General features: G+C 65.4%; 20 protein-coding genes. 12 read left to right on the top strand and 8 right to left on the bottom strand.

Annotated features, from left to right (window positions below):
* Positions 1-29: 29 nt before the first annotated feature.
* Positions 30-2,750, top strand: coding sequence for an HAD-IC family P-type ATPase (locus SOM28_RS10915; protein ID WP_414675171.1), 2,721 nt, complete (start codon positions 30-32; stop codon positions 2,748-2,750).
* Here the strand turns inward: SOM28_RS10915 and SOM28_RS10910 are convergent.
* The gene (locus SOM28_RS10910; RefSeq protein ID WP_123070929.1) at positions 2,743-3,363 is read right to left on the bottom strand and encodes a hypothetical protein; all 621 of its coding nucleotides are present in this window, start codon (positions 3,361-3,363) and stop codon (positions 2,743-2,745) included. The two genes, SOM28_RS10915 and SOM28_RS10910, sit on opposite strands and share 8 nt — an antisense overlap.
* 32 nt (positions 3,364-3,395) lie before the next feature.
* Positions 3,396-4,064 carry a methyltransferase domain-containing protein gene (locus SOM28_RS10905; RefSeq protein ID WP_123070930.1) on the bottom strand — a complete coding sequence of 223 codons (669 nt, stop codon included), beginning with the start codon at positions 4,062-4,064 and terminating at the stop codon, positions 3,396-3,398.
* A 130-nt stretch (positions 4,065-4,194) separates the two neighbouring features.
* Between SOM28_RS10905 and SOM28_RS10900 the strand changes: the two genes are divergently transcribed.
* From SOM28_RS10900 to SOM28_RS10890, 3 genes are all read left to right on the top strand, one after another.
* Positions 4,195-4,896: a peptidase gene (locus tag SOM28_RS10900; RefSeq protein ID WP_183407502.1), complete on the top strand. Its 702-nt coding sequence runs from the start codon at positions 4,195-4,197 to the stop codon at positions 4,894-4,896.
* Between the two features lie 89 nt (positions 4,897-4,985).
* The gene (locus tag SOM28_RS10895; RefSeq protein WP_147934476.1) at positions 4,986-5,627 is read left to right on the top strand and encodes a DUF4230 domain-containing protein; all 642 of its coding nucleotides are present in this window, start codon (positions 4,986-4,988) and stop codon (positions 5,625-5,627) included.
* Between the two features lie 61 nt (positions 5,628-5,688).
* Positions 5,689-6,813: an alpha/beta fold hydrolase gene (locus SOM28_RS10890; RefSeq protein ID WP_123070933.1), complete on the top strand. Its 1,125-nt coding sequence runs from the start codon at positions 5,689-5,691 to the stop codon at positions 6,811-6,813.
* 40 nt (positions 6,814-6,853) lie between these two features.
* Here SOM28_RS10890 and SOM28_RS10885 read toward each other — a convergent pair whose 3' ends face one another.
* Complete coding sequence (locus SOM28_RS10885) at positions 6,854-7,417, bottom strand: hypothetical protein (protein ID WP_123070934.1); 564 nt, start codon at positions 7,415-7,417, stop codon at positions 6,854-6,856.
* A 156-nt stretch (positions 7,418-7,573) separates the two neighbouring features.
* Here SOM28_RS10885 and SOM28_RS10880 point away from each other — a divergent pair, with 156 nt between their 5' ends.
* A complete protein-coding gene (locus tag SOM28_RS10880) occupies positions 7,574-8,551 on the top strand; it encodes a Bug family tripartite tricarboxylate transporter substrate binding protein (protein WP_123070935.1) in 978 nt (325 codons plus the stop codon).
* Positions 8,552-8,699: 148 nt separating this feature from the next.
* On the opposite strand, the gene SOM28_RS10875 is transcribed toward SOM28_RS10880, so the two are convergent.
* Positions 8,700-10,310, bottom strand: coding sequence for a mechanosensitive ion channel family protein (locus SOM28_RS10875; RefSeq protein WP_320468115.1), 1,611 nt, complete (start codon positions 10,308-10,310; stop codon positions 8,700-8,702).
* 194 nt (positions 10,311-10,504) lie between these two features.
* Between SOM28_RS10875 and SOM28_RS10870 the strand changes: the two genes are divergently transcribed.
* Both SOM28_RS10870 and SOM28_RS10865 read left to right on the top strand, forming a co-directional pair.
* Positions 10,505-11,530, top strand: a complete 1,026-nt coding sequence (locus tag SOM28_RS10870) for an SDR family oxidoreductase (RefSeq protein ID WP_320468114.1) — start codon at positions 10,505-10,507, stop codon at positions 11,528-11,530.
* A gap of 361 nt (positions 11,531-11,891) precedes the next feature.
* On the top strand, positions 11,892-12,557 hold the full coding sequence (locus SOM28_RS10865; RefSeq protein WP_320468113.1) for a PRC-barrel domain-containing protein: 666 nt from the start codon (positions 11,892-11,894) through the stop codon (positions 12,555-12,557).
* A 255-nt stretch (positions 12,558-12,812) separates the two neighbouring features.
* On the opposite strand, the gene SOM28_RS10860 is transcribed toward SOM28_RS10865, so the two are convergent.
* Both SOM28_RS10860 and hrpA read right to left on the bottom strand, forming a co-directional pair.
* Complete coding sequence (locus SOM28_RS10860) at positions 12,813-13,433, bottom strand: TetR/AcrR family transcriptional regulator (protein ID WP_123070939.1); 621 nt, start codon at positions 13,431-13,433, stop codon at positions 12,813-12,815.
* A 256-nt stretch (positions 13,434-13,689) separates the two neighbouring features.
* Positions 13,690-17,763, bottom strand: a complete 4,074-nt coding sequence (hrpA, locus tag SOM28_RS10855) for an ATP-dependent RNA helicase HrpA (RefSeq protein ID WP_320468112.1) — start codon at positions 17,761-17,763, stop codon at positions 13,690-13,692.
* Between the two features lie 54 nt (positions 17,764-17,817).
* Between hrpA and argA the strand changes: the two genes are divergently transcribed.
* Positions 17,818-19,131, top strand: a complete 1,314-nt coding sequence (gene argA / locus SOM28_RS10850) for an amino-acid N-acetyltransferase (RefSeq protein WP_123071473.1) — start codon at positions 17,818-17,820, stop codon at positions 19,129-19,131.
* 39 nt (positions 19,132-19,170) lie between these two features.
* On the top strand, positions 19,171-19,443 hold the full coding sequence (locus SOM28_RS10845) for an oxidative damage protection protein (protein ID WP_123071474.1): 273 nt from the start codon (positions 19,171-19,173) through the stop codon (positions 19,441-19,443).
* 167 nt (positions 19,444-19,610) lie between these two features.
* Here the strand turns inward: SOM28_RS10845 and SOM28_RS10840 are convergent, their stop codons facing one another.
* Both SOM28_RS10840 and rpiA read right to left on the bottom strand, forming a co-directional pair.
* A complete protein-coding gene (locus SOM28_RS10840) occupies positions 19,611-19,922 on the bottom strand; it encodes a hypothetical protein (RefSeq protein ID WP_320468111.1) in 312 nt (103 codons plus the stop codon).
* A gap of 14 nt (positions 19,923-19,936) precedes the next feature.
* Complete coding sequence (rpiA, locus tag SOM28_RS10835) at positions 19,937-20,614, bottom strand: ribose-5-phosphate isomerase RpiA (protein ID WP_123071476.1); 678 nt, start codon at positions 20,612-20,614, stop codon at positions 19,937-19,939.
* A gap of 180 nt (positions 20,615-20,794) precedes the next feature.
* On the opposite strand from rpiA, the gene SOM28_RS10830 reads away from it, so the two are divergent.
* From SOM28_RS10830 to SOM28_RS10820, 3 genes are read left to right on the top strand one after another with little or no spacing between them, the layout of a single operon-like run.
* Positions 20,795-22,027: an efflux RND transporter periplasmic adaptor subunit gene (locus tag SOM28_RS10830; RefSeq protein WP_320468110.1), complete on the top strand. Its 1,233-nt coding sequence runs from the start codon at positions 20,795-20,797 to the stop codon at positions 22,025-22,027.
* On the top strand, positions 22,024-22,761 hold the full coding sequence (locus SOM28_RS10825) for an ABC transporter ATP-binding protein (RefSeq protein WP_320468109.1): 738 nt from the start codon (positions 22,024-22,026) through the stop codon (positions 22,759-22,761). The genes SOM28_RS10830 and SOM28_RS10825 overlap by 4 nt, the downstream gene beginning before the upstream one ends.
* On the top strand, positions 22,758-23,987 hold the full coding sequence (locus SOM28_RS10820) for an ABC transporter permease (protein WP_320468108.1): 1,230 nt from the start codon (positions 22,758-22,760) through the stop codon (positions 23,985-23,987). Before SOM28_RS10825 ends, SOM28_RS10820 begins: the two co-directional genes overlap by 4 nt.
* The last annotated feature ends 55 nt before the right edge of the window (positions 23,988-24,042 follow it).

Below are 24,042 nucleotides of genomic sequence, written 5' to 3'. Positions count from 1 at the left end.
ATCAGGTAATCAGGGAATCGCTTCCTTGCATGTCCATGACCACGTCCTCTGTCCCTTCCGCGCCGGTCGAAGACTGGCATGCGATGCCGGCCGACGCCGTCCTGCGCCAGCTGGACTCTGCCTCCGACGGGCTCGACCCGGCCGAGGCGGCGCGCCGCCTGGCCCGGCACGGCCCCAACACCCTGCCATCGCCACCACGCACACCCGCACTGCTACGCTTCCTACTGCAATTCAATAACGCGCTGATCCTGTTCCTGCTCGTCGCCGCGGCGATGGCCGCCGTGCTCGGGCACTGGGTCGACGCCGCCGTGATCGTCGGCGTGGTCACCGTGAACGCCATCGTCGGCTTCGTCCAGGAAGGCAAGGCGGAGCAAGCCTTGGGCGCCCTGCAAGCCATGCTCGCGCCCACTGCGCGCGTGGTGCGCGCCGGCCAGCACGCGACCGTCCCGGTGGCCACACTGGCGCCGGGCGACGTGGTGCTGCTCGAAGCGGGCGACCGCGTCCCCGCCGACCTGCGGCTGCTTCGCGCCCGCGCGCTATTGATCGACGAGGCGATCCTCACCGGCGAATCGGTGGCCAGCGTCAAGACCGGCCACGCCGTCGACGCCGGCGCGGCGCTGGGCGACCGCGAAGGCATGGCTTATTCCGGCACGCTGGTCGCCGCCGGTCAGGGCCTCGGCCTGGTGGTCGCCACCGGCAGCCACACCGAGATCGGCCACATCAGCACCATGCTCAGCAAGGTCGAGCCGCTCACCACGCCCCTGCTACGCCAGATCAACGGCTTCGGGCGGCGCTTCACGGTGTTGTCGATCGCCGTCGCCGCCCTGCTGTTCGCCTATGCGGTCGGCTTGAAAGGAATGGACTGGGTCGAGGCGCTGATGGTCGTGGTGGCGATCGCGGTGGCGCTGGTGCCTGAGGGCCTGCCGGCGGTGATCACCATCACCCTCGCCATCGGCGTACAGCGCATGGCCGTGCGCCACGCCATCGTGCGCCGCCTGCCAGCGGTGGAAACGCTCGGCGCGACCACCGTGATCTGCTCCGACAAGACCGGCACCCTCACCCGCAACGAGATGACGGCCTGCCGCGTGGTGACGGAAACCGCCAGCATCGGCGTGAGCGGTGCCGGCTATGCGCCGCTGGGCGCGTTCGATCTACCCGACGGCGGCGCCGGCCTGCCGGCCAACGCCCGCCGCCTGGTCGAAGCCGGCCTGCTGTGCAACGACGCCCACTTGCACCAGCAGGCGGGCGGCTGGCGGGTCGACGGCGATCCGATGGAAGGCGCGCTGGTGGCGCTGGCGATGAAGGCCGGGCTCGAGCCGGACGCCTTGCGCGCCGGCCATCCGCGCGCCGACGAGATCCCGTTCGATGCCCAGCACCGCTTCATGGCCACCCTGCACGGCCTGGCCGACGGCGGCGCCGAGCTGTTCGTCAAGGGCGCGCCGGAGCGCGTGCTGGCCATGAGCAGTAGCCAGCTCGATGCGGCCGGCGCACGGCTGCCGCTGGACGCCGCCTGGTGGGAAGGCCAGATCGCTGCGGCGGCCTCCAGCGGCGAGCGCGTGCTGGGCTTCGCGCTGCGCCGCTTCGCACAAGCGCCGCAGCAGCTGGACTTCGACGCCGTGGACGAACTCGTGTTCCTTGGCCTGGTGGGATTCATCGACCCGCCGCGTCCCGAGGCACTGGCCGCGATCGCCGATTGCCGCAGCGCCGGCATCGCGGTCAAGATGATCACCGGCGACCATGGCGCGACCGCCGCCGCCATCGCCGCGCAACTTGGCCTCGCCGAACAGCCGGTGGTGGCGACCGGCCAGGACGTCGATGCCGTTTCCGACGCCGAACTACTGACCCTGGCGCGCCACACCCACGTCTTCGCCCGCACCAATCCCGCCCACAAGCTGCGCGTGGTGCGTGCGCTGCAGGCCGAGGGCGAAGTGGTCGCGATGACCGGCGACGGCGTCAACGACGCCCCGTCGCTCAAGCAGGCCAACGTGGGCATCGCCATGGGTAACAAGGGCACCGAGGCCGCCAAGGAAGCGGCGCAGATCGTGCTGGCCGACGACAACTTCGCCTCCATCGTGGCGGCCGTGAGCGAGGGACGCACCGTCTACGACAACATCCGCAAGGTCATCGCCTGGACCCTGCCCACCAACGGCGGCGAGGTGCTGGCCATCGTCGCGGCAATGGTGCTGGGACTGACCTTGCCGATGACGCCGCCGCAGATCCTATGGATTAACATGATCCTGACCATCACGCTCGGCCTGGTGCTGGCCTTCGAACCGGCCGAACCGGGCGTGATGGGGCGCCGGCCGCGCGACCCGCAGGCGCCGCTGCTGTCGCCCTTCATGCTGTGGCGGGTGGCCTTCGTGTCGGTGCTGTTCACCGCCGGCGTGTTCGCCGTGATGGCCTGGGCCGAACGCCGCGGCCTGGGTACAGAGGCGGCGCGCACGATGGTGGTCAATATGCTGTGCGTGCTGGAGATCTGCTACCTGTTCAACGTGCGCTACCTGCACATGCGCTCGTTCACATGGCGCGGCGCACGCGGCACGCCGGCGGTGCTGTGGGCGATCGCCGTCGTCGTGGCGGCGCAGCTGGCGTTCACCTACCTGCCGTGGATGCAGGCGCTGTTCGATACCCGCGCCGTGGCGCTGGTCGATGGCGTGGCGATCCTCGGCATCGGGCTGGCGTTCATGATCGTGCTCGAAGTCGAGAAGCTGCTGCTGCGACGCGGGAAGGTGTTCGCGGAGATCAGCTGACGCCGGCTTGATCGTTAGCGCCAGGCGGCTGTTCAAGATCCACATAAGGATACAAGACCTCGACCGAACAGACGACAGACGAGCACGAGTACCAATACTCGTCGGGAACTGCCTGCGTCGGGTGATCCATGATTTGCCTGTCCTGGATCTTCATCACCAAGCGATCCTTGAAGAAGATGATATCAAGAGAATATTCGCCCAGCGCTTCAAGATCGAACGGCAGATCGGCAGCAACCAGTTCAGCGCCCTCGGACGCTTTCCAGTACGTCTTCCCGATCAAACGGGTTCCATCCTTTGTTGCGTAGGCCTGCAGACAATGCGTTGCACCGATTCGTTTGGTGTCGACACAAAAATTCATAGTGGGATTCCATTTGTCCTTTGGCTGCAGGCCGTGCGCCGCAAAGATGACGCGCATGACTTGAGGAGAATCGCTCACCACACCTGGGAGCTTCTCCGAAAATTTCTCGTACTCGCCGCCCGCGGCATCGATCAGCTTCCTGGTCGGCGTAAGCTGTTGCACCGAGCTGGCATCCGCACCCTTGGGCGCGGCACAGCCGCCCAGCCCCGTCATCATGGCTGTCAACACCAGGATCAGGATCGGTCGAAAAGTCATGGATCGCACGCTTTCATTATCAGGATGAACGTTCAACGCAGTTGCCCTGCCAGGATCAGCGACACCGGCTTGCCAGTGTGCGGATGCAGCGGTTCGCGCATCTCGACCACGCGCAGGCCATGCCGCTCGAACAGCGCGACCCAGCTCGAGATCGTGCGGAAGTACCAGGGCGGCGCATCCTGGAAGTCAATGCTGAAGCCGGCCCAGCTGCCCGCGCGCCAACCGTCGGCATAGGGGGCGTCGCCGCAGGCCATCAAGGGATGGACGGTCTGCACGATCAGCGTTCCACCGGCCCGCAGATACGTCGGCGCGGCGGCGAACAGGCCGTCGACCGCTTCATGTCCGATCAGCGAGAAGTTGGCGACGGCGACGTCGGCCGCCAGCGCCAGCTCGCCGGCCGCGATCTGTTCATACGACAGCACGCGGAAGTCGCCGCCGCCGGCCGCCCGCGCCTGCTCGACGAGACCGTCGATCGCATCCACGCCGACCATTTCAACTTCCGGCAGCGCGCGTACCAGCCAGCCTTCGCCGCAGCCGAGATCGACGCCGCTGCGCGGCGCACGCGCGCGCACCGCCTCGACGATGGCGGCATTGGTCACCAGGGTGCGGCTTTCGATTTCTCCGCTACGCACTGCGCTGGTCCAGGGAGTCGCATTGCGCGACCAGGATTCGAGGATTGCTGCATCGGTATGACTGGCCATATTCCCTCCTTGGCACCGATTATGCACCAACCGGACGCAGCTTCCCGGCATGGCCGGTCGTGATTTTCAGTGAGCCTTTTTCGTGACCGGCGCGACATAATGCAGGGTCGATTCCGGATGATGCCTGCCCATGCCCCGATCAAGATACGCTTGCCTGATTGCCTTCACCTTCCTCGCCACCGCGGCCAGCGCCGCCGAGACCACCAGGGTATTCGTCGAAAACGGCGAGCTGCATTATTCCGGCTACCTGGACGACGACGCCAACGGGCGACTGTTCGCCCTGTACGACAGCCTGGCCATCAAGCCGACGGTGCTCGCCATCGAGAGCAAGGGCGGCATCGTCGACTTCGGCCTCGACCTCGGTGACTGGGTGTACCGGAAGGGCCTGGACGTCAAGGTAAGCGCGTACTGCCTGTCTTCCTGCGCCAACTATGTGTTCACCGCCGCGCCGCGCAAGACCGTCAGCAACGTGGCCGTCATCGGCTTCCACGGAGGCATCAGCAGCGCGACGTTCAAACTTGGCGGTGAGCGGAAAGCCGCCTACGACGCCATGACGAAGGAACAGCAGGATGCATTCTGGGCCGAGCACCGGAAGGAAACCCAGCCGCTGCTCCAGCGCGAGACCGACTTCTTCAAGAAGATCGGCGTCAGGCAGGACATCACGACGTATGGACAGGCGAGCCGATTCGACCTGCCCGACATGGACGGATGGACCTTCACCAGGGAAGACTTCGCCCGCTTCGGCGTTGATCGCATCGAGGTGATCGGCGGCCCATGGCGACCGGCTATGCCCGGCAAGGCCATCACGATCACCACGATCGAGGTCGACTAGGAACCTATCCCGGCGCTGGGCGGCGTCGGTCATCGGCTGGATCGGGTAGACTGGCCGCCTTCGATTCCACGCACTGCCATCGCCGTCCCATGACATCTCCGCAACGCCTGCCGATCCTGCTCGTCGCCATCACGGCCGCCGCCATCATCTTCGCCTTCATCAAGAAGCCGCCCGAGCAGGACACGCTACCGCCGCCGCTGGTTTCCCTGGAAAAGATGGGCCACCTGGTCTCGCTCAAGATGAACTACGCGGACGTCATCGAATTCACGCAGCCGAAAGCGGTCGACATTCCCTGGTCGCAATGGGAAGTACGGCTGGGCAGCACCCGCGTGCTGCTGGTCGCGCGCGGCGACTGCACAGTGGCGACCGACCTGCGCCAGGCGCGCTACGAAGACATCGACGAGCGTACGCGCACGCTCACCATCGTGCTGCCGCCGCCGACGCCGCTGCAGGCGCGCATTAGCCACGAGGCGCGCAACCGGGGCGGTTCCTATTTCTATGCGGTCACCGAGCAGGGCCTGCAAGCCTTCATCCCTTCTGCCCAGACCCGCACCACGGCGATGAACAATGCGCTGGAGACGGCGCAGAAGGCGGTGCAGGCAGCCTGCAGCCAGCCCGCCGTGCTGAACACGGCCAAGGAAAACGCCGCCACCGTCATGCAGGCCACCCTGGCCGCCACCGGCTGGATGCCGACCGTCATCTGGGAACCGCTGTCTGCTGCCAAGCCCTGAGCAGGAGGGACCACGGTGAGTTAATGGATAATGGCGGATAACCTTCTATCAAGGATTCCGAATGCCAAAGAATCTTACGCTTGCCATCACCTTGCTCGCCCTCCTCCTGAACGCTGCCGTGTCGTCCCCGGCAGCGGCCCAGAAACCCGAAAGCCGCGCCGAAGCGGTCAAGATCGTCGCCGACATGCGGCGTCTGGTCATGCCGGGCGCCATCGAGCGGACCGAGGCGGTACGCATCGGCGGCATCGACCAGTGGATCTCGGTGCGCGGCGTCGACCGCCGCAATCCGGTGCTGCTGATGATCCATGGCGGCCCGGGCTATGTTTCGATGCCCACCAGCTGGTATTTCCAGCGCGGCTGGGAAGACTTCTTCACCGTGGTGCAATGGGACCAGCGCGGCGCCGGCAAGACCTACGCCGCCAACGATCCGGCCGTCGTGGCGCCGACCATGAAGCGCGCCCGCATGGTCGCCGACGCAGAGGAAATGGTGCAATGGCTGCGGCGCGAGTTCGGCAAGGAGCGCATCTTCGTGCTCGGCCACTCGTGGGGCAGCTCGCTCGGCATCGAGCTGGCCAGCAAGCACCCTGAGTGGCTGCATGCCTACATCGGCATGGGCCAGGCCACCAACGGGCCTGAAGGCGAAAGGCGCGGCCTGCGCTTCGCGCTCGACGCCGCGCGGCGCGACAACAACGCCAAGGCGGTGCAGGAACTCGAATCGCTCGGCCCCTACGCGGCGCCGGGCCGCCCGATCGTGCTCAAGGACCTGTACCTGCAGCGCAAGTGGCTGGGCTACTACGGCGGCGCCGTACACGGCCGCAAGGACTTCTCCCACGAAGGCGCGGCGGCGCGCCTGGCGCCCGAATACACCGACGCCGACCTGCGCACCATGTGGGAGGGCAACGAATTCTCGCAAGACCACCTGCTGGCCGAAGTCATCTCGACCGACTTCAGCGTTCATAAACGCTTCGACTGCCCGATCGTCATCTTCAATGGCCGCTACGACTACAACGTTTCGTCGAGCGTGACCGCCGAGTGGTTCGAGACGGTGAAGGCGCCGCACAAGAAACTGGTGTGGTTCGAGCACTCGGGCCACGAGATGTTCAATGAAGAGCCGGGCAAGATGCTCGAGGCGCTGCTGCGCCACGTGCGGCCGATCGCCGAGAAGGCGGGCGACGTGGCGCCTTGAAGTCGACCTGCCTGCGCCAGCCGGACGCGCTTGTCGATCGTCAGGATGCGGGCATCGACCGAAGCAACACGTCGCGCGCGTCCTTGTACTGCCGCGATCCCTTCAGACGCTCCAGGTAACGGATTGGCCGCCGCTTGTCCATGCCGATCTCGTAATTGAGGCTGCCGCGCGCACCGCAATAGGCCGCGCAAGTACGCCCGGCATCGGGAGAGGCCCGATCGGTCAGTGTCAGCTTGCCGTTCTTTTCTCCAATCGTGAGCACGCACGGCGCATCACCCGCGATCGGCGGCTCTGGATCGCGATACACGAACATGCCGTCCTCGAAGCGCGCCATGCCATAAATGCCGCAGGTGTGGCCATTGAAGAAATCGAGGTGCACGCGCACGTAAACATGATCGCGGTCGTATGGGACGATCTCGACGATGTCTTCGGCCTGGTAGGACTCTGTTTCGTCCTTGCCGGGCACGATGAATGCGCTCATGAAGCGGTGCTTGTACACGCCAGCAATACGCTCCATCGACTGCACTGAAGGCGAGGCCGGCGTAGCGGCAATCGCTACACCGGCAAGGATGGCGCCGGCCAGGAAAAAGCCTGTATATTTCATTTCCAGCCTTGAATCGTAAGTACACGCAACACTTTACAGGACAGCGGAAGGCGCACGTACTACTACGTACGCAATCGGCATAGGCATTCGTGTAAAATCGTTTCAGCAGGTTATCGAATAATCGCGTAATAATTCAACTATATAGGTGACAAAACCATGCGAGTCTTCCCGTCCAAAGGAAAATCCCTCGTCTTCGCCCTGGCAGCAACCGTCCTCTCCACCAGCGCCTTCGCCCAGAACTGGCCAACCGGCACCGTGACCGTGGTCGTGCCATGGCCAGCCGGCGGCCCGTCCGACATCGCGGCGCGCCCGCTGGCGAAAGGCCTGACCACCGACCTGAAACAGTCGTTCGTGATCGACAACCGCGGCGGCGGCGGCGGCAATATCGGCAGCGCGGCCGTGACCCGCGCCAAGCCGGACGGCCAGACCCTCCTGATCACCTCGAGCGCACCGATCGTGATCAACCCGAGCCTGTACAAGAAGATGGCCTTCGACCCGGCCAAGGACCTGATCCCGGTCACCAACCTGCTGCGTGCGCCGCTGGTGCTGGTCGCCCACCCATCGGTGCCGGCCAAGAACGTCAAGGAACTGCTGGCCCACATCCAGTCGAAGAAAGGCCAGTTCTCGTACGCGTCGGCCGGCAACGGCACCCCGCAGCACCTGACCGGTGAACTGTTCCGCGGCGTGACCAAGCTCGACATGGTGCACGTGCCGTACAAGGGCTCGGCGCCGGCGATTTCCGACCTGCTGGGCGGCCACATCCCGATCATGTTCGACTCGACCATCGCGATCATGCCGCACATCAAGAGCGGCAAGGTGAAGCCGATCGCCATCTCGGGCAACAAGCGCTCGCCGCTGCTGCCGGACGTGCCGACCTTCGCCGAAGCGGGCCTGAACATCGAGTCCTACGCCTGGTACGGCCTGTTCGTGCCGGCCAAGACCCCGAAAGCCATCGTCGACAAGATCAACGCCGAATCGCAGAAAGTCATGAAGCAGCCTGACTTCCAGCGCGTGCTGGCCGACACCGGCACCGAGTACGTGGGCGATACGCCAGAAAACTTCGCCAAGTTCGTGCAGGCTGAGAGCGCGAAATGGTCGAAGATCGTGAAGGACAGCGGCGCGACCGTCGACTGATCCACACGATCCTGTAGCACCCAGTAAAACGGGTGACGCGGCAATGCCGGGTCACCCGTTTCTTATTGGCCGATCCATTACAGGCGTAGGGTGGACGGCTCTGCCGTCCACGCGTTCAACCAGCATCCGCTTTGCCACTCATCCGATGTTATTTGGACGCGTGGACGGGAAACCCGTCCACGCTACCGGCAACGTGGTGGAAATGCGGTGACGTCAGCCTGACGCCGGCGGCGTCGAACCCGTCCAGCACGTTCTGGTGCAGGCGGTTGCGCACCTCGGCGCGCGCGCGCGGGCTGACGGCCGCCGCGTGCGCGCACAGGCGGTATTCGATATAGAAATCCGATAGCGCCGCCTGCACGATGAAGGGCTTCGGTTCGGCCGCGATGCCTTGCGTCGCGCCGGCCGCCTGTTCGAACAGCGCGTGCACCGTGCGCCACGGCGTGTCGTAGCCGACCGTGACCTTGACCTCGGTGACGAAACCATCGTCGATCACGCCGTCGCGCGAGAAGTTGCTGGTGGTGTTGGACAGCACCCAGGCGTTGGGCATCAGGACTTCTTCGCCGCTGCCGGTGCAGAGGCGCGTCTCGAACATGCCCATGTCGACCACCGTGCCCTCCTTGTCGCCCACGCGCACGTATTCCCCTTTTCTCAGCGAGCGGGTGTACATCAGGATCAGGCCCGCGGCGCCTTGCGCCACGATGCTCGAGGCGCCGATCGACACCATCAGGCCGGCCAGCACCGTCACGCCCTGGAAGGCCGCCGTGTGCGAGCCGGGCAGGTAGGGATAGGACATCGCCAGCGCGAACAGGGCGATCACGATATTGACCAGGCGCCGGGTCGGCGCCGCCGTGTCCTGGTCCAGCCAGCCCACCTGCAATTCGCCGCTCTCGACCCGCTTGAACACCGAGGCCGCAGTCAGCATCACCAGGCGCGCCAGCGCGGCGATGACCAGCACCACCAGCAGGCCGGGAATGGCGGCCGCCATCGACTGGCCGATCCCCACCGCCATCTCGACCAGGTAGCCCTTGAGCCACTCGCCCCAACTGCGGGTGTAGGCGAATTCGCCGAGCAGGAAGCTGATCCAGATATAGGTGGCCAGCAGGCGCAGGCCCCACACCACCGCCATCGTCACCTGGCGCAGGAAGCTCACATACAGATGGGCGTCGAGCAGGCGCACGTTGCGAAAACTCACCCGCGCCAGGCGCACGCCGAGCAGGCGCTCGAAGCGGCTCTTGACCGCGCTGCGCAGCAACACCAGCGCGCGCAGCACGAAGACATAGGCCAGGGTGGCGGCGACGCACAGCGCAGCGGCTTCGACCAGCACGCGCGGATCGCTCGCCTCGCGCCGCGCGGCCAGCGCGCGCTCGAGCTTGCGCGCGCTGTCGTGCGCGACGTCCTGCGGTGTGTCATCAGCCAGCAAATTGATGTCGGCCGGCGTCACCAGGAATAGCGGCGCGCCGTCGAGCAGCACCTGGCTGCCCTCGGCCAATCCGTTGACCGTGGCGCGTTGCGGCCCCTTGGCCGACAAGGCTTTGTCGAGGCGCCGCTGGGCCGCTTCGAGGCGGTCTTGCGGCGAGTGGCCGGCAAGGGTGGCGCGGAACACGAAGACCTTGCGGGTGGCGACGGTGAAGTCGGCGCGCCCGGTCGGCTGGGCCGGCGCGGCATTAGTGGCGGTCGGAGCGGTTTCAAGCTGGGCGGCCCAGGCAAAGGGATGCAGGCCCAGCAAGGCAAGGACGAGGAGTGCGCGGATGATCGCCATGGGAAAACACAAATCGGTAAAAACGAAATGTTACCCCAGAACACTTCCGCTCAGCAGGCCAGACCACCTACTTACAACAGACCAGCACCAACATCTTGCCGACAAGCTACCGTGTTCCGTGTCTTTTCGATAACGACTAACATCTTCGTCACTACCTGGCTGCGTTTGCAGCCCCACCCCATCGAGGAGCAAGCATGAGTTCGGAAGATCAGAAGCCAGAAGGCGTGACGCCATCGCGCCGCCGTTTCGTCAGCACCGTCGCCGCGGGCGTGGCCGCCTCGGCCGCCGCCGTCCCGGCCCTGGCCCAGCAAGCGGCCAGCGGCAACCAGCCGGCGCCGGGCGCGGCGCGCGAAGCGGCCAAGCGCTATCCGCGTCCGCCCTTCCCCAAGCAGGACCAACCGTGGCCGGCCCTGGCCAGCAAGATGACGCCGCGTCCCGACCACGGCGAAACCACGTATCGCGGCAGCGGCCGCCTGGCGGGACGCAAGGCCCTGATCACCGGCGGCGACTCGGGCATCGGCCGCGCCGCCGCGATCGCCTATGCGCGCGAAGGCGCCGACGTCGCCATCGGCTACCTGCCGGCCGAGGAACCGGACGCACGCGAAGTCATGCAACTGATCCGCGACGCCGGCCGCAAGGCGGTCGCCATTCCCGGCGACATCCGCGACGAGGCCTTCTGCAAGAAGCTGGTGGAAACGGCGGTGCGCGAACTGGGCGGCCTGGACATCCTGGTCAACAATGCCGCGCGCCAGCAGAACAATAATTCGATCCTCGACATCACCAGCGAGCAGTTCGACTGGACCATCAAGACCAATGTCTATGCGGTGTTCTGGATCAGCAAGGCGGCGATTCCGCACATGTCGGCCGGCAGCGTCATCATCAATACCTCGTCGCAGACGGCTTACGATCCGCCGGAAAAACTGCTCGACTATGCGGCCACCAAGGCCTTCGAGGTGGCGTTCACGAAGTCGCTGGCCAAGCAGATGGCATCGAAGGGAATCCGCGTGAATGCGGTAGCGCCGGGGCCGGTGTGGACCCCGCTGCAACTGGCGGGCGGCAATTCGCCGGAGGGGCGCGAGAAGTTCGGGGAAGATACGCCGATGAAGCGTCCTGGCCAGCCGGCCGAGCTGGCGGCGGTATTCGTGACGCTGGCGTCGGACGAATCGAGCTATACCACCGGCCACGTGTATGGCGTGGCCGGTGGCGGTGGGCAGCCGTAAGCGTTCACTTCGATCCGTCCGGCGCTGCCGGGCGGATTGTCGTCGAGCTTAGCCGCGGCGCAGCAGGCGCGCCAGCAGGGAGGCGAAGGAACGGGTGCGGATCAGTTGCCCCAGCGGGCCGGCATTGGTGCAGCGCGAAATGACAGTCATCTCTAATTCCTCCTGGACATAGCTTGGCAGATTAGCCATGCCAAGCGTACTCATCTGTGCGCTGCCTCGCATAAGGCTTCAGCCTGCTCGGCGCTAGCGCGCGCGCCCCGATCCGCTAGCGTCCTATCATGAACTCTTCGTAGTGCGGGGGTCTGCTCCAATCGGGGTGACCGTCGCATTGTTCGCAACGTCAATAGACAAGGAGGAACATATGGGCTACGCAGACCGCGATAAATACGGTATCTACAGGGACAGCAACAATATGGGCCCGGGACCGTCCCTGATGGGCGCCGACACCTTGATCGGCGAAAGCGTCGTAAATGCCGCCGAGGAAGATCTGGGCGACATCAAGGAAATCATGCTCGACATGCAGACTGGCCAGGTGGCCTACGCCGTGCTGGCCTTCGGCGGTTTCCTGGGCATGGGAGAAAAACTGTTCGCCGTACCCTGGCAGGCGCTGCACCTGGACACGGTCAACAAACGCTTCGTGCTCAACGTCGAAAAAGACCGCCTCAAGACCGCACCGGGCTTCGACAAGGATGCCTGGCCGGATATGAGCGACCTGAGCTGGGCCAGCGGCATCCACAGCTTCTATGGCACCGACCCGAACCGTTCGGGCGCACCGACCATGGGGCCGGGTGTGCCGATGGGCGGCATGGTCGGCGGCGCCGGCACCGGTAGCGCCACCTATGCGGGCGGCGCGATGGGCTCCAGCGTGGGCGCCGGACACGCCGGTTCCAGCAGCCTGGGCGGCGCGGGCGCCGGCATGGGCGATTCGCGGGCCAACCAGGGTCCGGGCCACAGCACCGACCCACGCTCCGGCAACCTGGGCGACGACAAGGATCTGAGCCGCATCCGCGGCAGCAATATCGGCTAAGGCCGCATGAGGGGCGGCGGCGTGGCCGCCGTCCTTCGCGTCATCATCCTGCCACTTCAGCAGAACACGAAATCCTCGTTCGACCGGGGAACCCGGCGCAGCACGTCGCGCACTACATACCCTGCCAGTCCGGCCAGGGACACCACCAGTAACCACAATCCAGACATGATCGACTCCTCGTGCACAGCCCGCTTTCGCACGGGCGTGCGAAATTACATTAAAAAAAGGGAGGACGACGCCCTCCCCGGCCCGACCTTATTCGAGGTCGCTGAAACTCCGGTAGGTGGAAATGAGGCGGTTGAACGCCCGCTGCGCCCGCTTTGGCGCGTCTGCGTCATGCAGGAAGCGCGCGTCGTGCATCACGCCGATCACGAGGCTGTAGATCTCGAACACCAGTTGTTCGGGTTCGGTGTCGGGCCGCAGATGCCCTGCTTCCATCGCCTGCAGCACCGTCTTGCGCAAGGTCGCGCGCCAGCGCAGCACGCCCGCCTCGATGCGCTCGCGCAGTGGATGTGGCATGGGAATGTCGTCGAATTCGAAAGCGCCCGCGGTGTAGAGGCAAGAACCGCGCGTGGTTTCGCCGGCAATCTTCCTGAGCCACAGATTGACCATCGTGGACAGGCGCGGCAAGCCGCGCGACGCGGCCAGCGCCGGCACGAAGATCTCTTCGGAAAAGCGGCGATCGTACTCGTCCAGCACGGCCGACTGCAGGGCCTCGAGCGAACCGACGCGCGAGAACACGCCGCTCTTGCTGATGCCGGTGCGCTTGGACAGCTCGCCCAGCGAAAGCTGGCCGATGCCCTCGGTCGATGCCATGCCGACCGCCGCATCGAGGATGGTGGCGTAGGTGGCTTCGCTTTTGGCCGTGGTATTCATGCAAGTAATTTAGCACATGTGTGCGAAAGCGCAAGGAATTTGTGCTGGCCGGGGGTGATGCGACCGGGCTGGCCGACGACGGTCACTTCAGCCCGCAGCCCAAAAACGTCATTCCCGCGCAGGCGGGAATCCAAGTATGCATGCGACGCCACAAGTTCTGAACTTGGTAGCGGCGCATAGGACTTGGATTCCCGCCTCCGCGGGAATGACGTTTACGGGGTGCGGGGCGAAGTGGAAAGTAGCGAGGCGATCCCGCTTAGCGCAACATCGACTCCCACACCTTCTGCAACCGCTTGGCCGACACCGGCATCGGCGTCCTCAGCTCCTGCGCGAACAGCGACACCCGCAGCTCTTCCAGCATCCACCTGAACTCGACCATGCGCGGATCGTTGTTCTTGCCGGCCATATTCTTGAGCGTGCGCTGGAACTGGGCGGCGGCCGTCTGCCATTCGGCCATCAGCTGGGTATCGCGCGATGGATTGCCGCGCAACTTCTCGAGTCGCACATTGATCGCCTTCAGGTAGCGCGGGAAGTGTGCCAGCTGGCTGTACTCGTTGTCGGCGATGAAACGCTTGTGCACCAGCGCCTGCAGCTGCGCCTGGATGTCCGACGACACCGCCGCAGGCAAGGCCTGCACGCGCTTGGGCAGGCCGTGGTACTCGCCCAGGATCTGCCCCGCCAGGCGCGCCACCTCGTTGATGAGCAGGCCAATGCGCCCCTTGCCCTCGTCCCTGCGCTTGTTGAACGAGGCGGCATCGACCGGCAGCGGATCCTGCAGACAGGCGATGTCGATCGCCTTGGCCACGATCTGGTCGCGCAAATCTTCCTGCGAGCCGATGTTCATGAACTGCATCCCCATGCCCTGCAGGCCGGGGATATTCTTCTCGGCGAACTTGAGCTGCTCCTTGAACTGCAGCGCGAACAGGCGGCGCAGGCCCACGCGGTGGGTGCGCGCCGCCACGTTCGGATCGTCGAACACCTCCAGGTCGCAGTGCGTGCCCTTGTCGACCAGCGCCGGGAAGCCGATCAGGGTCAGCTTGCCCTGGTTGATCTCCAGCAGCTCGGGCAGCTCGCCGAAGGTCCAGCTGGTGAGGCCCGTGTGCTGGCGGCCCGATGCCGATTCCTGCACAGGCGCGGTAGCCGGCGCGGTCTGCGGCGCGTTGCCTTTGCCTTTGGCGGCAGGTGCAGCGGACGCGCTCGGTGCAGCCGCCACCGGCCGCGCCGCCTGCGCACGCGCATTGGCCGCAGCCGGCGTCGCTTCCGCCATCTTCTGGAAGCTCTGGCGCGCCTGTCCACCCAGCTCGGCCTGGAGCGTCGACAGATTGCGCCCCATGTCCAGCTGGCGGCCATGCTCGTCGATGACCTTGAAGTTCATGAACATATGCGCCGGCAGGGTCTCGATCTTGAAGTCGGCGGTCTTCACGCCCACGCCGGTCTGCGCGCGCACGTCCATGATCAGCACGTCAACCAGGTCGCCGCGCCCGAACGCATTCGCCGCATGGATGCGCTCGACGAACTTGGCGGCGTATTCCGGCAACGGCACGCAGTGGCGGCGCAGCTTCTGCGGCAGCGATTTGAGCAGCAGGTGCACCTTTTCCTTGATCATCCCCGGCACCAGCCAGGCCGGCCGCGCCGAGGGAATCTGGTTCAGCGCGAACAGCGGCACGGCGAGCGTGACGCCATCTCGCACGCTGCCCGGCTCGAAGTGGTACGTCAGGCCCATCTCGATGCCGGTGACGACCATCGTCTTCGGGAACAGCTCGGTGGTGACGCCAGCCGCCTCGTGCCGCATCAGTTCTTCGCGGTTCAGGTAGAGCAGCTTCGGATTGTCGCGCGCCAGGTCCTTGTACCACTTCTCGAAGCCGGCGCCATTCACGACGTCGTGCGGAATCTCGTTATCGTAGAAAGCCGCGATCAGCTGGTCGTCGACCAGCACGTCCTGGCGGCGCGACTTGTGCTCGAGGTTCTCGATGTCCTTCACCAGCTTGTGGTTGTGGATGTAGAACGGCAGACGCGTTTCGTAGTCACCAGCCACCAGCGCGTCGCGGATGAAGATCTCGCGCGCTTCACGCGGATTGCGCTGGCCGTAGTTGATGCGCCGGCCGCCATAGATGACGATGCCGTACAGCGTCGCACGTTCCAGCGCCGTGACTTGCGCCTGCTTCTTTTCCCAGCGCGGCTCGCCCCAGGATTTTTTCAGCAGGTGGTCGCCGATCTTTTCCACCCACTCGGGCTGGATCTGGGCGATGGTGCGCGCGTACAGGCGCGTGGTCTCGACCAGCTCGGCCGCCATCACCCAGCGTCCCGCCTTCTTGCCGAGCGTCGAGCCGGGCCAGATGTGGAACTTGATGCCGCGCGCGCCAAGGTAGACGCCGCCCTGCTCGTCCTCGGCCTTGAAACCGATATTGCCGAGCAAACCGGTGAGCAGCGCCAGGTGCAGCTGTTCATAGGTGGCGGGGCTTTCATTCAGGCGCCAGCCCTGCTCGCGCACGATGGTCAACAGCTGCGAATGCACGTCGCGCCACTCGCGCAGGCGCAGCTGCGAAAGGAAGTTGGCGCGGCAGTTGTCCTGCAGCTGGCGGTTGGTCTTCTTGTGCGCGATCGCGTCCTCGAACCAGGCCCAGATCTTCAGGTAGCTCAGGAATTCGGACTTCTCGTCGGCGAACTTCTTGTGCTTTTCGTCGGCCTGCTGCTGGTATTCGATCGGACGGTCGCGCGGGTCTTGCGTCGACAGGGCCGAGGCCACGATCAGCATCTCGGTCAGGCACTGATTGTCGAGCGCGGCCAGGATCATGCGGCCCACGCGCGGGTCGAGCGGCAGCTTGGCCAGCTTGCGGCCCAGCGGGGTCAGATCGTTGTTGTCGTCGACCGCGCCGACTTCCTGCAGCAGCTGGTAGCCGTCGGCGATCGCGCGGCCTTGCGGCGCCTCGATGAAGGGGAAGGTCTCGACGTCGGCCAGGCGCAGGGACTTCATGCGCAGGATGACGGCCGCCAGCGACGAACGCAGGATCTCCGGTTCGGTGAACTTGGGGCGCTTGTTGAAATCGTCTTCTTCGAACAGGCGGATGCAGACGCCGTCGGCCACGCGGCCGCAACGGCCAGCGCGCTGGTTGGCAGCCGATTGCGCGACCGGTTCGACCTGCAGCTGCTCGACCTTGTTCCTGAAGCTGTAGCGCTTTACGCGCGCCAGGCCGGTATCGACCACGTAGCGGATGCCCGGCACGGTCAGCGAGGTCTCGGCCACGTTGGTGGCCAGGACGATGCGGCGCGCGTTGCCGCTCGGGCGGAACACGCGGTCCTGCTCCTCCACCGACAGGCGGGCGAACAGCGGCAGGATGTCGACGTGTGGCGGGTGGTGCTTGCGCAGCGCCTCGGCGCAGTCGCGGATTTCGCGCTCGCCCGGCAGGAACACCAGCACGTCGCCCGAGCCGATGCGGCACAGCTCATCGACGGCATCGACCACGCCATCCATCAGGTCGCGCTTTTCACGCGCGGCCTGGGCTTTCGGCAAGGGCTTGCTGGCGTCGGCAGGCACGCCCGGGGTCACCGGGTCACGGTCGATCGGACGGTAGCGCACCTCAACCTTGTACAGGCGGCCCGAGACCTCGATCACCGGCGCCGGCTTGTCGCTGGCGGCGAAGTGGCGTGCGAAGCGCTCGGCGTCGATGGTCGCCGAAGTGATGATCACTTTCAGATCCGGGCGGCGCGGCAGCAGCTGCTTGAGGTAGCCGAGCAGGAAGTCGATGTTCAGGCTGCGCTCGTGCGCCTCGTCGATGATGATCGTGTCGTAGTTGCGCAGCAGCGGATCGGTCTGCGTTTCGGCCAGCAGGATACCGTCGGTCATCAGCTTGACCGAGGCGCCCTTCTGCAAGGTGTCGTTGAAGCGCACCTTGAAGCCGACGTGTTCGCCCAGCGGCGAGCCAATCTCTTGCGCGATGCGCTTGGCTGTCGACGACGCTGCGATCCGGCGCGGCTGGGTGTGGCCGATCAGGCCCTTGCTGCCGCGGCCCAGCTCCAGGCAGATCTTCGGCAGCTGGGTGGTCTTGCCCGAACCGGTCTCCCCCGACACGATGACCACCTGGTTTTCCGCGATGGCCTTTGCGATCTCGGCGCGGCGGCCGGAGACCGGCAGGTCTTCAGGGAACGTAATCGGAGGCAGGGGATTGCGCACGAGCGGCGTTTCTTCGCGCGGCGCGCGCTCCTGGCGCGGGCGTGGCTCACCCTGCGGCCGGCGCTGACGGCGGTCGGCCGAGGGTGCGGTAGCGTTGGTGGCGGTGGCGCTTGCTTCGCGCGCCGGCTGTGGCGAAGGCTTGTTACTCTGTTCAGACATTGATTTTTACAAGGATTTGGTGCGCACAACGCGCAGCGAATTATAATGCGGCAAATGGAAACTCCTACCCAATTCGTCCAGTGGCTGCGCTCGGTCGCGCCGTATATTCACGCCTTTGGCGGCAAGACCTTCGTGGTCGCCTTCCCGGGCGAACTGGTGGCCGCCGGCGCCCTGCCGGTGCTGGCGCAAGATCTGTCCCTGCTAGTCGGCCTCGGCATCCGCATCGTGCTGGTGCACGGTTCGCGGCCGCAGGTGGCCGAGCAGCTGGCGTTGCGTAACGTCGAGGGCCGCTTCCACAACGGCGTGCGCGTCACCGACACCGCCGCGCTGGAATGCGCCAAGGAAGCCGCCGGCGAGCTGCGCCTCGACATCGAGGCCGCCTTCAGCCAGGGCTTGCCCAATACGCCGATGTCGAATGCCCAGATCAGCATCGTCTCGGGCAACTTCGTGGTGGCCCGCCCACTGGGCGTGATCGACGGCGTCGACTTCGAGCTCACCGGCGTCACCCGCAAGATCGCCGCCGAAAAGATCCACCCGATCCTGCAGACCGAGGACAACCTGGTGCTGCTCTCGCCGCTGGGTTTCTCGCCGACCGGCGAGATCTTCAACCTGACGATGGAAGACGTGGCCGCGTCGGCCGCGATCGCCCTGCACGCCGACAAGCTGATCTTCATCACCGAATCGCCGATGCTGACCGACGCCGGCGGCGCCGAGCTGCGCGAATTGTCGTCGCACATGGCCGAAGCGGTGCTGCAGGCCGGCTTCCTGTCCGATTCCGCCGCCTTCTACATGCAGCACGCGATCAAGGCCTGCAATGCCGGCGTCGACCGCGCCCACATCATCCCTTACGAGATGGACGGCTCGGCCCTGCTCGAGGTGTTCACCCACGACGGCGTGGGCACCATGATCAGCCACGAGAACCTGGAAAGCCTGCGCCAGGCCACAATTGAGGACGTCGGCGGAATTATCAAGCTCATCGAGCCACTGGAAGCCGACGGCACCCTGGTCTACCGCGGCCGCGAGCTGATCGAGCGCGAGATCGACCAGTTCTCGGTGATCGACCACGATGGCGTGATCTTCGGCTGCGCCGCGCTGTATCCTTTCCCCGAATCGAAGATGGGCGAGATGGCCTGCCTGACGGTGAGCCAGGACGCCCAGACCCAGGGCGACGGCGAGCGCATCCTCAAGCACATGGAAAACCGCGCCCGCGCGGCCGGTCTCACGAAACTGTTCGTGCTGACCACGCGCACTTCGCACTGGTTCAAGAAGCGCGGCTTCGTGCCGGCCACCGTGGACGATCTGCCAAAAGACCGGCAGCATATGTACAACTGGCAGCGCCGGTCACAGGTACTGATCAAGACCTTATAATAGCGGTCTTACCCGGAAAACGCACAACAGGAGTACACAATGGCCCGCACCATCCACTGCATCAAACTGAACAAGGAAGCCGAAGGCCTCGATTTCCCGCCGGTCCCAGGCGAGATGGGCAAGAAGCTGTATATGTCCGTCTCGAAAGAGGCATGGCAGGGATGGCTCAAGCATCAAACGATGCTGATCAACGAAAACCGCCTGAACCTGGCCGACGACCGCGCGCGCAAATACCTGGCGACGCAGATGGAGAAGCATTTCTTCGGTGAAGGCGCCGACCAGGCGATGGGTTACGTGCCGCCACCGGCGTAATCAGTCCAGCACCACTGCAGCAAACACGTCATTCCCGCGCAGGCGGGAATCCAAGTCATCCGCAGACCACTTGATTCAATCGTAGTGGAACGCTGGCACACTTGGATTCCCGCCTTCGCGGGAATGACGTTTTTGGGCCGCGGGGGTGACGTTTTTGGGCCGCGGATTTACATCTTGCGGCACTGACGCAATTCGCAGCGCGCCATGAATACCTTGCCATCCTGGCACTGCATCCGGTAGACCTCGATCGGCCCCGGCTCCGTAATCAGGCTGGCGCCCTGCTCGCTGGCGCAGGCCTGCGCCCTGGCCAGCTGCTCGACCGTGGTCGACGACACGCCGACCTTGAACGGCACGCGCTGGATCTCGACGACGTCGGGCGATGCGACCACCGTCGACTCCGACAAATCCACCCCACTGCCATACACCGAACACCCGCCCAGCAGGACGGCCGCGAGCAGCGTTACCAGCGCGTATTTCATGGCCGGTCTCCCGATCAGAGCGACAGGGTCTTGACGCCGTCAAGCGTGCCGAGCAGGCAGACGTTGGCGCCGGCCTTGGCGAACAGGCCCACGGCGATCACGCCGGTGATCTGGTTGATCTGTTCTTCCAGCGCCACCGGATCGGTGATCGACAGGCCCGCCACGTCGATCAGCTCACCGCCGTTGTCGGTGATGAAAGGCTGGTCGGTGCCTGGCTTGAGGCGCAGCTTCGGCTGGCCGCCGAGCGCCGCCAGCTTGCGCATCACGACGGCGCGCGCCATCGGGATCACTTCGACCGGCAGCGGGAATTTACCCAGCGTGTCGACCAGCTTCGAACCGTCGGCGATGCAGACGAACTTCTTCGACACCGAGGCCACGATCTTCTCGCGCGTGAGCGCAGCGCCGCCGCCCTTGATCATCGCGCCTTGCGCATCGATCTCGTCGGCGCCGTCGATGTAGACGGCCATCGACTCGACTTCGTTCAGGTCGAACACCGGGATGCCATGGCCGCGCAGGCGGGCGGCGGTGGCTTCGGACGAGGCCACGGTGCCCTTGATGCGGTCCTTGATCTTCGCCAGTTCGTCGATGAAGAAGTTGGCGGTCGAGCCGGTGCCGACGCCGATGATTTCACCGTCGACAACGTAATCGATGGCGGCGCGCGCCACTGCTTGTTTCAGTTCGTCTTGAGTCATGATGCGGTTGGTAGAGGAAAGGGAATACGCCATTTTAGCGGATTACCCAACACGTCATCCCCGCGAAGGCGGGGACCTAAGTTTTTTACCTCATGCCACGATCATGCAATCTGCATTTGCTAATCTTTTACCAAGGCATCACACTTGATGCTTTACTTGCCGTTCGTTTGCCTGGAACCAATGAAAATCTTTACCAAGAAACGCATCGTCATCGCCACCGCCATCCTCGTCGCCGTTGCGACCGCCGCGGTGCTGCTCAAGCCCAAGGACAACGTCGTCCCGCCGTCGAAATACCGCAGCACGGCGGTCGACCGCGGCGCCATCAACCAGACCGTGACCGCCACCGGCACCATCAATCCTGTGGCCCTGATCAACGTCGGCTCGCAGGTCTCGGGCACCGTGGCCGAGCTGCACGCCGACTTTAACGACCGTGTAAAAAAAGGCCAGGTGCTGCTCAAGCTCGAGCCGACCATCTTCAATGCCCAGGTGGCGCAGGCCGACGCCAGCATCGCCTCGGCGCGCGCCAACCTGCAACTGGCCCAGGCCACCTACAAGCGCAACGAGCAGCTCGTGGCGCAGAACTTCGTCTCCAGCCTGGCGCTCGACCAGTCGCGGCGCGAGATGGACGTCGCCGCCGCCAACCTCAAGCTGGCCCAGGCCCAGTTCGAGCGCGCGCGGGCGGACCTCAACAACAGCGTGATCCGCTCGCCGATCGACGGCGTGGTGATCAAGCGCACGATCGACCTGGGCCAGACCGTGGCCGCGTCGTTCAACACGCCGAACCTGTTCCAGATCGCGAACGACCTGACCAAGATGCAGATCGACACCAGCGTGTCGGAAGCCGACGTCGGCCTGCTCAAGGATGGCTTGCCGGCGCGCTTCGTGGTCGACGCCTATCCCGACCGCGAATTCAACGCCACCATGCGCCAGTTCCGCCTGGCGCCGAACGTGGTGCAGAACGTCGTCACCTATAACGTCGTGCTCGACGTCGACAACACCGACGAACTGCTCAAGCCCGGCATGACGGCCCAGGTGCGCCTGGTGGTGGCGAACCGCCCCGACGTGCTGCGCATCCCGACCACGGCGCTGCGCTTCCGCCTGTCCGAAGAAGAGCAGGCGACCGAGAAGAAGCGCGAAGAAGAAAAGAACAAGGGTGCGGGCAAGGAAATCAGGCAGGTCGCCGCCAAGCCGGCGCCAGCTGCGGCCGCGGCCATCGACGACGTCGCCTTCCGCAGCGAAAGCGAGACCGCGCGCATGTTCAAGATTTATAAACTCGACGCGATGAACCAGCCGCAGCCGGTCGACATCCGCGCCGGCCTGTCCAACTTCCGCTACACCGAAGTGCTGTCGGGCGACCTCAAGCCAGGCGACCGCGTGGTGACGCGTGCGCTGGCGCAGCCGGAGAATCAATGAGCGGGCCGCTGATCGACATCCGCGGCGTCACCAAGACCTACGTCAGCGGCAGCGTCGAGACGCCGGTGCTGCATGGCGTCGACATGACGGTGGAGCGCGGCGACTTCGTGTCCATCATGGGCGCGTCCGGCTCCGGCAAGTCGACCCTGATGAACATCCTCGGCTGCCTGGACCAGGCCACCGGCGGCACCTACCTGCTCGATGGCGTCGACACCCGCCTGCTTTCCCGCCCCGCCCTGGCCGACATCCGCAACCGCAAGATCGGCTTCGTGTTCCAGAGCTTTAACCTTATCAAGCGCATGAATCTGGCCGAGAACGTCGCCCTGCCCCTGATCTACGGCGGCGTCTCGCGCGGCAAGGCGCATGCGCGCGCGCTGGCGGAGCTGGAGCGGGTCGGCCTGGGCAATCTTGCAGGCCGCACGCCCAACCAGCTGTCGGGCGGCCAGCAGCAGCGCGTCGCGATCGCCCGCGCGCTGGCGACCGATCCGCCCCTCTTGCTGGCCGACGAGCCGACCGGCAACCTCGACACGCAGACCAGCGACGACATCATGAACAGCTTCGCCCAATTGAACCGCGAGCGCGGCATCACCATTGTGCTGGTGACCCACGAGCCGGACATCGCCGCCTGCAGCCGCCGCCTGGTGCGGCTGAAGGATGGGCGGGTGCTGTATGACGGACCGGCCGCCGAAGGCCTGCGCCAGTTCGCGCCCATGGGTGCGGGAGTCGCGTCATGAACCCGATCCAGATCCTGATCGAGTCGTTCCGCTCGATGGCCGCCAACCGCCTGCGCACGGCGCTGACCATGCTCGGCATCGTGATCGGCATCGCCTCGGTGGTGCTGCTGCTGGCGCTGGGCGACAGCATGCAGCGCTTCATCGGCAAGCAACTGCAGATGCTGGGCACGAATATGGTCTACATCATGCCGGGCGGCGACCGCACGGCGGCGCAACGCGCGCGCGAGGGCAAGGTGGCGGTGCTGACCCAGGGCGATGCCGAAGCGCTCAATGCGCTGCCCAGCCTGACCGGGGCCGCGCCAGCGCTGCAGGGCAGCTTCAAGGTCAGCGCCGGCAACGAGAACCTGAGCAGCACCGTGCTCGGCGTGACCCCGGACATGTTCACGATCCGCAACTGGCGGGTCGACCAGGGCACCTTGTTCGGCGAGGCCGACGTGCGGGCCAGCGCGCGGCTGGCGGTGATCGGCCAGAAGGTGGCCGACCAGTTCTTCTACCGCGCCGACCCGCTCGGGCGCTACCTGCGCATCGAGAACGTGTCGTTCCAGGTGATCGGCGTGCTGGCCGGCGAAGGCCGCCAGCCCGACGGCACCGACATGGCGGAGCAGATCGTGGTGCCGATCACGGCGGCCAGCGCCCACCTGGTCAAGTCGCCGTTCCCGCAGAACGTCCACTACATCAATGCCCAGGGCCGGCCCGACGGCTCGATGGTCGACGCCATCGAGGACATCAAGGAAGTGCTGCGCGACCGGCACCGGATCCGGGTCGACGATCCGGACGACTTCAGGGTGCAGAACCTGAACACGATCGCCGAGACGGCCAACAAGATCACCACGGGTCTTGCGCTGCTGCTCGGACTGATCGGCGCGATCTCCCTGCTGGTGGGCGGGATCGGGATCATGAACATCATGCTGGTGTCGGTGACCGAGCGCACGCGCGAGATCGGCATCCGCATGGCGATCGGGGCCCGGCCGAATGCCGTGCTGCTGCAGTTCCTGGCCGAGGCGGTGGTGATCTGCCTGGCCGGTGGACTGGTCGGGATCGCGATCGCGGCAGGCGGCGCGGCGCTGATCACCAAGTTCGGCGGCGGCGACTTCGAGGTGTATCTCACCATGTCGGGCATCCTGGTGGCGTGCGGGTTCTCGACGGCGGTGGGGGTGTTCTTTGGGTTCTATCCGGCGCGGCGGGCGTCGCGCCTGCTACCGGTAGATTGCCTGCGTTACGAATGACATTGGCGTGGGCGGCTTGCCGCCCACGCGTCCACATTACACGATGCGCGTTTCC

Source organism: Massilia sp. CFBP9026, assembly GCF_034045165.1.
In the GTDB taxonomy this organism is placed as follows: domain Bacteria; phylum Pseudomonadota; class Gammaproteobacteria; order Burkholderiales; family Burkholderiaceae_D; genus Telluria; species Telluria arenae.
This window is presented reverse-complemented; position numbering and strand designations above follow the sequence as displayed.